Genomic DNA, 13,810 nt, shown 5'->3' with positions numbered 1-13,810 from the left:
GATAAAGGAGACCGATTATCCTAGTCTCCTTTAACTCCATCAAAGTCTTATTCTTGCGTTTCCATTAATTCTTGGTGTTTTTCAGTTAATTCATCAATAACACTTTGTCCACCACTTGAATACCATCTTTCAATTTCATTATCGAATTCTTCTCTAGAAATTTGACCAGCAATATAACGGACACGTGCATCTTCAATGATGTCATCTAATTGAGATCCTTGACGAGCATAAATATCAGATACTAATGGAGCAGCTGCATTGTATACCGCATTTTCTTCATTTTCTTCCATCAGACGGTAACGTGTTTCAGCCATTTCTCCTTCAGGCCTCATAGAATTGATTTCGCCGTACATACTTAATTGTTCCAAACTATACGGTAAAAGATCATTTTCAAGTGGTACAACATATCCCTCATCATCTAACTCATAGGTTACCCCTTCGATTCCGTGGTTCAATAAGTTTGCACCTTCTGTAGAAACTAACTTATCTAGGAACGTCAACACTTCTTCAAGTTGTTCTTCTGTTGTGACCGTTTGTTTAGAGATTGCTAGGAAACCTGAGTACCCATCCGTAGATTGACCATATTCATTACCATCCGGAGCAGTCAGTGTCCCTGTAATATCGACATAAGTTTCGTTTTCAGTTCCGTTCTCGTCATTAAATAAATTGTTGATTCTCATAGCTCTGGAATAAACATCAATGATGACGCCACCTTCACCATTAAACATTGCTGAATCCCAGTCATCTGGGCTTAAAGTAGTGAAATCCGAATTGATCAGTCCTTCGTCTACCATATTTCTAACCATTTCTAGCGAATCAATATATCCTTCAGTAGCAAAAGTAGGAACGATTTCTCCATCTTCTAACCCCCATATATTCGGAGCGCCGGTCCAAACAGATAATGTATCCAGTGCACCATACCAAGTTGGAATAATCATACCAACCGTATCATCCGCGCCAGATTGGTTTGGATCATCATTCGTAAAGGCTGTCAGGACATCGTACAATTCATCAACTGAAGTTGGTACATCTAGTCCAAGATTTTCAAGCCAGTCTCGTCTAATCATAGCAGTGGATCTCATAATATCTCTTTCTCTAGGTATGCCAAATACTTGACCATTTATAGAAGAATTCAACAAAATATCTTCATTGTATTGACTGAGGTTTTCGTATTCATCTAAGTAATCTGTCAATTCCCAAAAAGCACCAGCTTCTGCGGAGTTTAAAAATCCTGGGTCTTTGCCTTGGACAACCATAACATGTGGAATATTACTTGAAGCTAGAGTAACATTCATCCTATCTGTATAATTTACATTTGGCACCCAGTCAATGTTGATATTTTGATCTGTAAATTCTACCAACGCTTCTTCCCATTCGTTCCCAGATGGTGGAGCAGTTGTTTCAAATGTCGGTGCCATAATGTTGATTGTTTCAATTCCTGAACTTTCTCCATCACCTGATCCTCCTTCGGCATTTCCTCCGTCTCCACAAGCTACTAGTAATGTAGCTGATAGAAGTGATGCAGATAACGTTAAGTTCTTTTTCCAAGAATTCATAATCCAATCCCCTTTTCTATTTTTGTAGATATATTGTTTTCTTTGCCACTTAATAATAAAACGCTTACATATTTTCCACAATATCTTCTTCTTGTAATACAAATTTCTATAATATTCCCTATATATCAAGGTTTTTTCACTATATGATTTTATAAATTTAACTTTCTTGCACAAATAACACTTTGTTGTAAACGCTTTAAATATTGATTAAACATCTTATTCATCCTTTAAATCACTTGATAAAATAGAAAGGACAAGAAACTACTCTTCTTGTCCACTCGATTAAAACCAATTTTCAGCGTCTATATTTTAAATACATCAAAACATTCAAACTCCACTGAGCAGCAACATTTGTGGTCATCCAAGGTATTTCTTTTAACGCTTTCCACGTGTCGACCATTTCAATCTGAATAGGTAATTGAATACCAGAGATCTCTTCATCAAATAAATAATGTTCAGCGATTTTCATTAATTCAGAATCTTTCAACCGATTGGCAGCATACGCAACAAGCCCTGCTGAAAACATCGGCCAGGCAAATTTTTGAGGTCTAATTTCTGAATCCATTTGTTCAATCATTTGTTGATCTTCCATTGCGTAGACCTTCCCGAATTCAGCAAGCATATCTTGGAATTGATCGTCCTCCAACAATCCAGCTAGTTCTATCCAAACTTGTGGAGCACCAAAAGCAATTTCCATATGGTAGGCACCTTCTTTCGGTGTTCCAATATAAATCAATTCTTTTGAAGTCGTATCATACTCAAAAGTTGGTCCTGAAAGTAATCGATGTGGACTTGCTTTTATCCCCTCAAGTCCGGTCTGAATACTTTTTAGTGCCGTAACATCTTTATCTCTTTCCCATTTTGACATCCAGTTTGATGTAAAAGCAGCCCAATCTGGTCCAAGTCTAGCATGGGTGATGTCTTCTTTTTCTGGTTTTTCATAAAACTCTCTCATCGGATCAAGCGTTTCAAGTGTTTTATCTGCATGATTCGTTTCTTCAAGCAGATCTTTCATTCTTTCATCACCTGTTAAATAATAGAAATACTTGTATAGACAAGCCATGCTGATTCTAGCCTCTTTACAGCCACATCCCCAGTGACTGACATTGTGTCTAGATCCAAGTCCAGCATATTCTCCAAAATGATAACGATCGACTTCACTATTATGTCTCGACATCGCTTCAACCATACGGAAAGTATCTGCACTTCCTGTTCGAAAGAAACTGTACCATAACCAAAGATTAGGCACTAATTCAGTATTCTGCCATGCGTAACCGCCTGTATCGTAAAACCATTGGTGTCTGTCTTTATCATAGGAATGCATAATATCTCCAAAGTTCCAGTAGCCCTTCCAGCTTCTTTGTTCAATTTCTTGAATGTAATAATCCAGTAGAAACTGCAATTGTTCTTCGATAAATTGATCTTCTTTGGAAGCCTTACTTACTGGGCTCCATTCTCCAGTTGCTTTCGTTCCAAAATAATAGTCTGATGAAGCGACGAGTAGAGGTGGTTGATTTAACTGAGCAGCATACTCTATTAATTCTTTATCCTCTGGAATATGATCAAACAGCATAATCATCGCTTCATCAGTATTTGAAATTCCGACCGGAGTCGCTCTCATCTCAGGGAACCCTTCATATGCAGCATCCACATGTGTTTGATGATCATAATGTCTCAAGTCCATTGGTTCATGTTCAGCAGACCAGAACCAAATCGTTGCTTTAGAAACGTCTTCATTCAAATTGCTAATAGACAGTTGACTTGGGAACTTTTCAGCAAGATTTCTTAGCCCAATAGCCACCCCACCTGTTACTCCACCTGCATAAAGCAAACCATCAGACTGTTCAATCGTCGGTACCGTTAACCAAGCACTATCCCGATGGGTTCTCTTTCGATAGACACCACTCGACGCAGTATTCTGATAGAAGGTATAATCATTCCAAATCGCATTACCTGCGGATTCAGAAATGATTGCCTCGGTCTCTGCATTTTTCTGGATAATTTGTCCATTCAATTGTTTCTTATAAAGAGAGGATGAGCGGTAACGTCTAGTCGCAAGATTTTGCGCAGCCTCATTATAAATTTTCTGACCACTCGCTAACCTCGCTTGTCTATTATAAGCTTCTCCTTTAAATGATGTCTCCAGTTCAAATCCCAAACTACTGACAAAGTCTTTTTCTGGGTCTCCGTTATAAAATTGAGTGGAAACAATCGACAAAACGGGAGACTCTTTATATATTTTAACTCTGAAATTAAAAGGTAATAGTCGATTTTCTCCCATATATCCACTTATTTTTACCGTTGCCTGAAAAGATCCGATTCTTTCAAGTAAAACAGATGTTATGGTCGTTTCCTGTTGACTATCCTTACGTATGGTTGCTTGCTCTATTTTTTCGATCCTTTGTATAGTACTGATCAAACGTCCATGTTTAGCAACTATTTCTGACTGCTGATTCGTAATTTCTTTGATTAATATCGTGCCCGTTTTATTGAAGGTCACGCTCATTAGACCATTATCTATCTTTAAGTGTTCTTCGTCCTCCTCAAAATAAAGATCCGATTGTGTTTGATATTGATCTTTGGATAAAGATAGTTCAAGATCTTGATCGTCTACACTTACAATACCAGAATGAGCGGTCCATTTGACGGTTCCATCCGGCCAGTAAGCTGTAGGCCAACTTTGTATGGGGTGATGATTCAATTTAAATCCTTTAAGCAATTGATCTTCTGTTATTTCCCCTTTGCCCCAAGGTAGTCCAAATGTTATACCAGTAGGAATCTCAGGCACTTTATCTAACCAAGCTAATTTCATTTCTTTTCTCCTTTGTAATCAGAATAATAGTGTTTACTTTTCTGTTTTTCTTTATCTTCAAGTAAGAACTCATTTCTCATGAAAGATGAATAACAAATGCCCATTAAGCCGTAGGCAAGCCCACTCATGCTGACTAGTAGAGAAAAGGGGAATAAACGCCATGTCAGAAAGGCAACCAGAACTAACCAGAAAACGATTAGTAGGGTTGGTAAAGGTTGGATAAAGGATAGAATTAAAGCTTTAGTCAGGTAATCTTTCCATTTTAATCGATAATGAACATAAAGCGGGATAAGGTAAGCCGATAAAATAGATAATATTCCAGCCATTACAATCGTCCCGGCATTTACAAAAGCAAACACCGAACCTGTTCTGAGGTTCGTAAACCGATAATTTACAAGAAGCATATAAAAAACAATCAATGTACTCCAACCAATGATATTTCCTGCTATAAATTCTTTTTTAAAGGTCGTCCAGTAAGTCAAAAAAATATCTTTATCCGTTCCAATCTCTTTCTGTATCCATTTTCTTGTTACAGCATATAACGCAACTGTACTCGGACCAAAACCTAGAACGATTCCACCTAGTAAAGTGAAGGCAAGCCACAGTACATTTAAAAAGAGTAAATGATAAAGAAACTCTACTCCCTGGTATAATCTCCCCATAAATCCATTTGGGTTATTCATCCTTTTCACCTCGCTTCATTCTATGGATCAAATGCGCTTCACTGATTCTCAACCGACTATAAGCTGCTTTCATTGGTGCCATTTGTCTAAACCCGATTTTACCTGTTTGAAGTACTGGTCCCGTTGAAGGATCTTTATCTTCCCACTCTAAAACGACAAGATTGTTGATAGAAAATTGAACAATCCCTTTATAATAAATCAGTTTCATCTGATAGTTCTGATTAACATCAACAACCGAAGGAATAGGATCAGCTCCTTGAGCAACCAGATGAAATCCAGCACTTTTCCTCAAGTTACACGTATGAAAGGCCCTCTCTTCTTCCCATTTTCTTCTAAAGTAAGATAAGTGTAGGGCATTGATTTCTCCAGAATGATATTCCGGATATTTTCCAGATCTAGCGGGAAGACTTGTATCGAACAAATCTCTTCCTCCCTTTCCGCTTGCCGCAAAAAACAGCATACATAAACCCGGCTCAGCTAATGGTCTAAAGTTCCACTCGATAACAATGTTGTCAGGAAAGTGTTTTTTGTTCCAATAAACAAAGTGGGTATCATCATTATTCTGTTCTTGTTCCAATATAAGTTCATTATTTTGTATTGAAGTTACCACTGTACCCTCAGAAACGAAATCTTTTAAATCATCTTCAGTTTTTAATGCGTTTTGGTAAAGCTGTTTTCCTTTTTCAAACAAGTAGTTTGCTTCCATTTTTTACCACCCTCTCTTTCAAGATTTGAACCGAGTTTCAAGCTGGTCTGGTTTCTGATGCAGTTTTCTATATTGGCCTGGTGTCATGGAAAACAATTTTTTAAATAATCGGTTGAAGTAACTATTCTGATAGCCCACGCTTTCCGCTATTTCCCCTATTTTATTATCCGTATCAGCTAAAAGTCTTTTAGCTTTTTCCATTCGATAATGGGTCACATATTCTGAAAAGTTTTCTTTTACAGCTTGCTTGAACCACCTACTCAAATTATACGTATTGACTTCGAGCTCTTCCGCACATTCTTCCAGTGAAAGATCATACATATAATTGGCCTGAATATATCTGATGGCTTCTTTTACAATATATTCCTGTGTCGTTAAGTCTTCTGATTCCTTTGCGGTGATATAAGGTTTAATTACACGTTCGATGAGCAATTGTTTTAAATTCAAAATATCATAGTTATGCATGATTTCTTTCATGATATTTCTACCTTCAAATACTTTATAAGGACTCAACCCATCTCTTAGTATCTGAGACTGAATCCCACTATACAACTGTATGAAGCCATACTGAATACTTCTTTCATCTTGTTCAACAAGTAGTTGAATAAATTGATCCAACAGTTGAACGGCTCGGTCGAAATTGAGATAATCGATTGCCTGTATGATGTCACTCTCAATGGAAAAAGGATAATCCAAAGGAATATGCTGCTGTTGACCTTCTTCAAGATCAGATAACCAAATCAAAACCGTATGTTCATAAACGTTTTTCTTGTATTTCCTCTGATAAACTTGTTCTACAGCTTGATAGATATCCGATAACTGCTCCACTGAATGACTGAGTAGCATAATCACTTTGTCCATAGCTACATCTGCATTAATGGATTGATAAAGCTTTTCAACTTGTGGTTTTAACTCGTTTTCATCTTCTACAATCCATACGATTCCCGTAAAACGATCATTGAATTGGATTGGATAGTTGGTACTATCAATACACTCTTCTATCTTTTTTTGCAGTAAAGGTTTTTTCTTTTTATCCGTGAGTTCAATGTCCATAAAGTAAAAATGTTTGTTAACGACATCGATATGATATTTTTCTGCACGTTCGCGCAGCGTTTCTTCTGAATCACTTGTTAACTGACCTCTTACCAGTTGCGTCATGAAATGTTCAATCAGCTTTTGATTTAACTGGTCTACTTCCATCTCTAAAAATTCTTTCTCTTGATTGATTGCTTTCCAATTTCGATTCAAGGAGTCAATCGTATTTTCAGAATCGTCGCCTTCTGTGCTAATGGCATCCATAAATTTGGAAAATGGCTGATAAACAGATTTCAATGCAAAATTTCCAATAATGTAAGAGATAATCATACCTATAAGGCTTGTGACAATCAGTATTTGAGATAACCGTTCGATTGGAGCTGTGATATAAGAAATCGGAACAACGGACATATACGTCCAATCTGTATCTACTCGGTTGATAGAACCTGATGAAACAGAATAACTTTGTCCATCCCAGCTTGTTGTAAATGAAGGTTCAGTGTGTTCTTCGTTAAGTAAATTATCAATCAGAAAACGTGACCGATTATGGTTGGAAGAGACGATCATCCCGGTTTTCTCATCAATTAGAAAAGCTGTCCCCTCACTATTCATACTTAATCCATCAATCATCTGTAGCATCGAGTCCTGATTCAGTTCAACGACAAACGACACAGAAGCATTATCATCAAACGTTTGATAGGAAGATAGATTTCTTACGAGTACAAGCGGGAATTTATGATTAGCCTCTTCCGCCTTTATATAATTTCTTTCCCAGAAAAAGGTTTCTTCATTTGTAAGATATCTTTGATACTCTGCTGTAATCTCTTCATTTGTCCAATGAAACTGAGGATTGAATACAGAAGGTCTTTCAGAATTGATGAAAAGATGGACCTGTTCTATTAAAGTATTGCTATTTTGCATTGAAAATAGCGTGCTAGACAGTTGCTCTGTCATTTCAAAATCCTCTTGAAAATTAACATCCGCTAACGATCTTCTAAACGGACGTTCATGACTGAGATAGTTCAAATTCACTTCCAGACTTCTAATTTGTGAATCCATATACTCTACTTGATTCGCAATCTGTTCTTCGTGGTTTTCAATTAATTCTGCTTTCAGATGCGCAATACCAAAAACATACATCATTAAACCAATCAACAGACTGGGTATGCTGATGACCAATAAAATCAATATCCATTTTTTCTTTTCAATATGCTTTGAATAAGTAATTGCTTTTAAAAAGCGTCTCCAGTTCAATTGGATCAATGGTTTCAAATCATTATCCCTCCCGATGTCATACTTTTAAAAAGGCGTCTGAGAGTATGGATGTTTTTTTATTAAACATCTAAGTAAATTAGAAAAGATGAACAAGACGCTTCTTGTGTCAGCAATCTGCTCATCTTTATCTAAGGAATTTGTCACGATTATATGGTAAATCACTTCATAGCAGTAACGTTCTATTGGTTTTTCTTCACTAAATGAACCTCTGGTAAAGGAATTTGAATCGCATCTTTATCATATCCAATATAAAAACTTGGATGTGGTGGTTGGTTATATGCAACATTTTGCCAAGCGATTGCTACGCGGTACATAGAGTCATGCATCAAAGTGTATAGTCTATGTGGACTGTAATAAGGGGTGGTGTATACTCTAAGGAATGTTGAGTCATCTGCTCTCCAAATCACTTCTTCACGCCAATCTCCAAACAAATCTGCCTGAATATTTGGATTTCCTTTAGTCCCGTTATTTGACTTCGTTCCTTCAGCTTTTAATAATAATTCTGTTTCCCCTTTTTCCCAGTTCCACTTCATGATCGTTCCGATACCATCTTCTGTATCTGGATTAAAATCATGATCTAATATCTCTCTACCTAAATCTCCTGTCCACCAAATCACGAAATTAGCTGGTAAAACCGGACCGTCAATCACTTCTCCTTTAACGGTATAGTAGCTTTCTGTTCCTTTGACTCTAAGTGGTCCTTCTGGTGCATAGCCCCACAGTTGAACCCCTCTGTACCTTGGGTCGATGTCTGCTGCGATACCACGTCCGATATCTTCATCAGGAGAAGGGATACTGAATAAAATTTCTCCCGTTTTCCCGTCGTGAATCTCGAATCCATGTTCATTTGGTGTCTGTTCGTGTGTCATAAAAATTTGAAGACCGTCACGGTCCAAATCAAATTTCCCAACATGAAGTGCATCGCCATGTCCGATACCTGTGGAATATAGTAAAGAACCATCATGATCAATCACGGCCGCTCCATAGATGATTTCATCAAACCCATCTCCGTCAACATCTGCAACACTTAGAGAATGGGCGCCCTGACCCATCAGTTCTGGTACTCCATCGTCAGAATCCATTGTCCAACGTTCCACAAGTTTTTTATCTTCCACGTCATAAGCAACTATGACTGCTCTCGTGTAATAGCCTCTACAAACAAGAGCACTAGGCGTTTGACCATTCAAATAAGCTACGCCACCCAAGAAGCGGTCCTCACGATTCCATTCGTGATCCCCCCAACTTCCAGGGATTCCTCTATCTGGTTTATAAGGTATCGTATCCAAAGCTTTTCCAGTTTCACCGTCAAAAAGTGTCAAAAATTCCGCACCTTCGCCTACAAAACCTTGTTCGTTTCTATGGTCTAGAGTCGCATCTCCAATGACCGTGCCTACTCCATCAATTGTGCCATCAGCTGTTTTGCATAGGAGTTCGGCGATTCCATCTCCGTCATAATCAAAAACTAGAAATTGTGTGTAATGGGCGCCTGAGCGAATGTTTACCCCTAGATCGATTCGCCATAGTTGTTTCCCTTCTAACGTATAGCAATCCAGATAAGTATTTCCGGTATATCCTTCATGGGCATTGTCCTTTGCATTGCTGGGATACCATTTCACAAAAAGTTCGTAACGACCGTCTCCATTGACGTCTCCGACCGAAAGATCATTTGCTGAATAAGTATACGTCTTCCCATCAGGTGTGATGCCATCTGCAGGTTTTTGCATAGGAATATCAAAATAAGGATGCTCGTGAACACTTACAGATTCTGACCAAGTCGCTTCTTTTCCCGGTAAGATCGTTTTAACGCTGTACTGAGAATCCATTCGACCTTCTTTATCCAGAACATTACTATTTTCAGACTGATTGATATCGGCAATTTTTTCTTTATCTCTATACAATTCAAAACGAGCTTCTGCGTACTCAGTGATTTGAATCCGCCAACGAACCAAAATTCCTTTATCCGTCTTCACCGCAATTAACCCTCTATCAAGATACTCTAACTGTTTTCCGACTTTTTCTATGATTTGCGTCACTTTATGTCTCCTCCAGTGGATTAGCTGATTAGATTTTCGATAAACGTTACTTTATCCGTTACTTTTCCTTCTGTTTCAAAAATAATGACTTCGTTTTCTCCTTCTTTTAGCAAGGGAGCCGGTATATAATAGCTTTCTTGAGGTCCCTTTTCCCAGAATCGACCAATATTGAAACCGTTTATGAATAGGACTCCTTTGCCCCAACCAGGTAATGTGATATAGGTGTCCGCTACCTCTTCTATCAGTAAACTCGATCTGTAAAAGGCGGGAACTTGTTCTTTGTATTCCTTTTTGAAATCTACTTTTTCAATTTCTTTTAATGAGAGCGCGTAATGATACCAGCCTGTATGCTGATATTCATCTAGCATAACGGCTTTCGTAATCCCCTTGCGCTGATCATCTAAATAAGGTCCAAAGTTGACTCGTCCCATATTTTCAACGAGAATATCAAGTACGTTTTCTGTGCCTTTTTCTAGTTGAATCGATTGTTTCTTGTAGAAGGTTTTCAAATAAGCAGAGAATTGAAGTTGATTGTTCAAAAAGACCTGGGCTCTATCTTTCGTGCCGAGTAATTTGATGGTTTGTGACCAGTCTTTGTCTCCAAGTTTGCTTCTATACAAGACATAACCAAAATCTTGATCCAACTCTTCCATCGTCATTGGGTAATGAGAAAATATGGGTTTTACTAAATCTTCTAACGTTTCAGATAACGCCACTTTTTCTTGAATATGAAGGTTTCCATAAGCCATTTTTTTCGTTTTTTTCAATTCTTCCGGCACAGTGGTCTTTATACCGGTAATGTCTTGTATGGTTTGTTTGTAGGTCCAGTACCGCTCTTTTAAGTCTCCATTTTCTGATATCGGTGCACCGTAATCATAGGAAGTTGTTGCAGGAGCATACTCTTCAACAAAATTTCCTTCTTCGTCTACTTTTTCATAGTAATTCGCACCATTCATAAAGCCGAAGTTCGTACCCCCATGAGCCATATATAAATTGACATGACCAATCTCCATCATCTCTTTGAGGTCTTTATTGATTTGATTCACATCTCTTCCTTCTTGAGAAGGACTGCCCCAAATATTGAACCACCCTGACCAGAATTCCATCGCGATTCTTGGTTTTCCAGGATTCACTTTATCCAGTATCTGAGAGCGTTCCTTAAGATCGAACCCACAATTGATCGTGGGCATCGCTACATCAGAAATTTCTCCAGACATCATAATGCTTTCCCGTGTGCTATCAGAAGTTACAAGCGGCACTTCAATACCGTACCGTTTATAAATATCTGCCAGCTTTCTTGTATACGTTTTTTCGTTACTAAAATAGCCATATTCATTTTCTACTTGAACCAATATAATGGGTCCACCTTTATGAATTTGATAGTTTGCCACTTTAGGAATCAGTACTTCAAAAAATGCTTCAAGATGGTCCATGTAAGGCTGATACAAACTGCGTACTCTCATATTACGGTCTTTTAAAAGCCAATAAGGTAATCCTCCAAATTCCCATTCAGCACATATGTATGGAGAAGCTCTTAAAATCAAATACAGATCTAGCTCATGAATCAACTCAATGAATTGAATCAAATCGTATTGTCCTTCAAACTGAAAGGTGCCTTTTTCTGGTTCATGAATATTCCAGGGAACATAAGTCTCAATAGTATTGCAGCCCATCGTTTTAATTTTCTCAAGTCTATCTCTCCAATAACTAGGGTGAATCCGCCCGTAGTGTACGGATCCAGAGATAATCTTAACGGGTTTATTTCCAATTGTAATTTGATCATCGATCCGAATATGTTTTTGAGTCATTTTTTCGTCTCCTTTTATATTAACCGCTTACAAATTTAGCGGTAGCTAATATTCTTTTGTTTTTTCAAATGTTTCTTTTCTATCGATCTGTGCATTTACCAAACTAATCATTACTGCTGGTAAACTCACCGAAAGACCAATCAATAGATAGGGAAAGTATAAGAAGAGAAAAGTGATTGCAATCATAGAGACTAGGATGCTAACTGAATATAGGATAAAACTTAATCCTTTATCCAAACTAGTTTTGATGACTTTAGTGTATCCTTTCTTCTCTTCTAATAAGACAGGAATACAAAACACAGCTGTGACGGCAAGCAAACTGATTACAGCACCGAATACTATTGAAACAATAAAAAACAGTACTTCATTCAATTGAGTGCTCCTCGAAAGAATATACAAGCAACTACTAAAGCTGATAAGAAATAGATAGCCTAATAAATTACTTTTAATGAAATACGCTTTGTAATGGTGAAGAAAAATTTTGAATAAAGGTAAATGAAAGGTTTGTTTTTCGAGCAATTTTTTTAGCACACCAAACACTGAAACTAACGCGGGAGCCCACCCCAGAATTCCTAGTCCTGTAACAGTAAATCCTATCCATAACAGGTTTAAACAAATTAAAATTTTCAGCCAGTTGAGTAACTTATAAAATTTATCTAGAAAAATAGAACTTGTCATGATACACCTGCTTTAATTGGAATAGATATATGTAATGAAAATGGAAGACAGACAAAGTAGCTTCTCCAGCCTTCCACCTTTCATGAAATCTAACTAAATCATTTTTTATTTCTTATGCATATGTGTATAGATATTCTGAGAAAGCTAAGATTGCTAGAGATTGACCATAAGGCATGGTCGTAATTTTGACATTACGGTAATAATCCAATTCTCCTCTAAGCGCTGTCCCGATAGAAACTTTTTCAAGCTCTCCTTCTTCATTGATATTATCTAATAAACCTTTGATCGCTTTTTCAGCCATTGGCAAATGTTCTTTTGATAAATAACGTTTACGGATTCCTTTCAAAATACCAAATACAAATCCGGCAGTAGCCGATGCTTCAAGGTATGAGTCTGATTCATTGATCAGTGTCGGCCATAAACCACTTTCATCCTGATACTCGCCTAACGCTTCTACTTGTCTTTTAAGCGTTTCTACTAAAAATTCATAGAAGTTGTCGCTTTTTTTCAAGTTCAAAATATCGATAATTTCTGGAATAGCAATCGTTGCCCAGCAGTTTCCACGTCCCCATAGCGCATCAGCGAAATGATGATGTCCCTCAAAAGTCCAACCATGGTACCATAGACCTGTTTTGCGGTCAGACAAGTATTTGATATGAAGTAAGAATTGTCTTTTAGCTTCTTCTACATATTCCGGTTTATCGAGTAAAAGACCAATTTTTGCTAAAGGTAGTACGGTCATCATTAAAGTATCTGCCCATAATTGGTTGGTGTTTGGTGGTCCATAAGTCATATGTTGAAGTCCATTTTCATCCGTTCTAGGCATATCGTGCATAACCCATTCAGCCCACTGTTCTAGATAAGGTTTAAACTCTGTCTTGTTTTCTTCTTCGTAAATAAAAGCCATTGTCAGTAACGGCGCCATCGTATTGACATTTTTAGGAGGTGATCCTTCCAGTAAGCGTTGCTCGAACCATTCGTCTAAGATTCTTTTAGCTTCTGAGTTCTTCGTCAGTTTATAGTAAGAATGCAGTCCATAAAGACCGACACCTTGTGGCCAGTTCCATACATGCCAGCTTTTATCATCGATCATCATGCCATCCAGTTCGAATAAAAACTCACCATTTACATCACTAATGTTTGACAGATTCTCAGCTAATAAGTTGATTTTTTCAACGATTAAGTCTTTGTTTAATTCTGTGTTTACTGTTGTACTCATTCTTT

9 protein-coding genes and 1 pseudogene are annotated in these 13,810 nt (G+C 37.5%); all 10 read right to left on the bottom strand.

What is annotated here, in order from left to right; translation table 11 throughout:
- Positions 1-47 precede the first annotated feature (47 nt).
- Positions 48-1,556, bottom strand: coding sequence for an extracellular solute-binding protein (locus ACFP65_RS09875; RefSeq protein ID WP_379918164.1), 1,509 nt, complete (start codon positions 1,554-1,556; stop codon positions 48-50).
- A gap of 295 nt (positions 1,557-1,851) precedes the next feature.
- The gene (locus ACFP65_RS09870) at positions 1,852-4,368 is read right to left on the bottom strand and encodes a hypothetical protein (protein ID WP_379918163.1); all 2,517 of its coding nucleotides are present in this window, start codon (positions 4,366-4,368) and stop codon (positions 1,852-1,854) included.
- Entirely contained in the window at positions 4,365-5,051 is a 687-nt protein-coding gene (locus tag ACFP65_RS09865) for a YesL family protein (RefSeq protein WP_379918161.1), read from the bottom strand. Before ACFP65_RS09865 ends, ACFP65_RS09870 begins: the two co-directional genes overlap by 4 nt.
- Positions 5,044-5,757, bottom strand: a complete 714-nt coding sequence (locus ACFP65_RS09860; RefSeq protein WP_379918159.1) for a DUF1961 family protein — start codon at positions 5,755-5,757, stop codon at positions 5,044-5,046. Before ACFP65_RS09860 ends, ACFP65_RS09865 begins: the two co-directional genes overlap by 8 nt.
- Before the next feature lie 18 nt (positions 5,758-5,775).
- Complete coding sequence (locus tag ACFP65_RS09855; RefSeq protein WP_379918157.1) at positions 5,776-8,064, bottom strand: helix-turn-helix domain-containing protein; 2,289 nt, start codon at positions 8,062-8,064, stop codon at positions 5,776-5,778.
- A gap of 182 nt (positions 8,065-8,246) precedes the next feature.
- Positions 8,247-10,100 (bottom strand): rhamnogalacturonan lyase, encoded by a 1,854-nt coding sequence (locus ACFP65_RS09850; RefSeq protein WP_379918155.1) that lies wholly within the window; start codon positions 10,098-10,100, stop codon positions 8,247-8,249.
- Between the two features lie 20 nt (positions 10,101-10,120).
- A complete protein-coding gene (locus tag ACFP65_RS09845; RefSeq protein WP_379918153.1) occupies positions 10,121-11,908 on the bottom strand; it encodes a glycoside hydrolase family 35 protein in 1,788 nt (595 codons plus the stop codon).
- A gap of 45 nt (positions 11,909-11,953) precedes the next feature.
- A complete protein-coding gene (locus ACFP65_RS09840; protein ID WP_379918319.1) occupies positions 11,954-12,280 on the bottom strand; it encodes a hypothetical protein in 327 nt (108 codons plus the stop codon).
- Positions 12,281-12,331: 51 nt separating this feature from the next.
- Positions 12,332-12,586 (bottom strand): annotated as a pseudogene (locus tag ACFP65_RS09835) (DUF624 domain-containing protein); the annotation flags it as partial.
- Between the two features lie 112 nt (positions 12,587-12,698).
- Positions 12,699-13,805, bottom strand: coding sequence for a glycoside hydrolase family 88/105 protein (locus tag ACFP65_RS09830; RefSeq protein ID WP_379918151.1), 1,107 nt, complete (start codon positions 13,803-13,805; stop codon positions 12,699-12,701).
- Positions 13,806-13,810: the final 5 nt, after the last annotated feature.

It is taken from the genome of Marinilactibacillus sp. GCM10026970 (assembly GCF_042660675.1).
In the GTDB taxonomy this organism is placed as follows: Bacteria; Bacillota; Bacilli; order Lactobacillales; family Carnobacteriaceae_A; genus Marinilactibacillus.
Note: the sequence above shows the minus strand (reverse complement) of the source record. Positions and strands in the feature narration are given on the sequence as shown.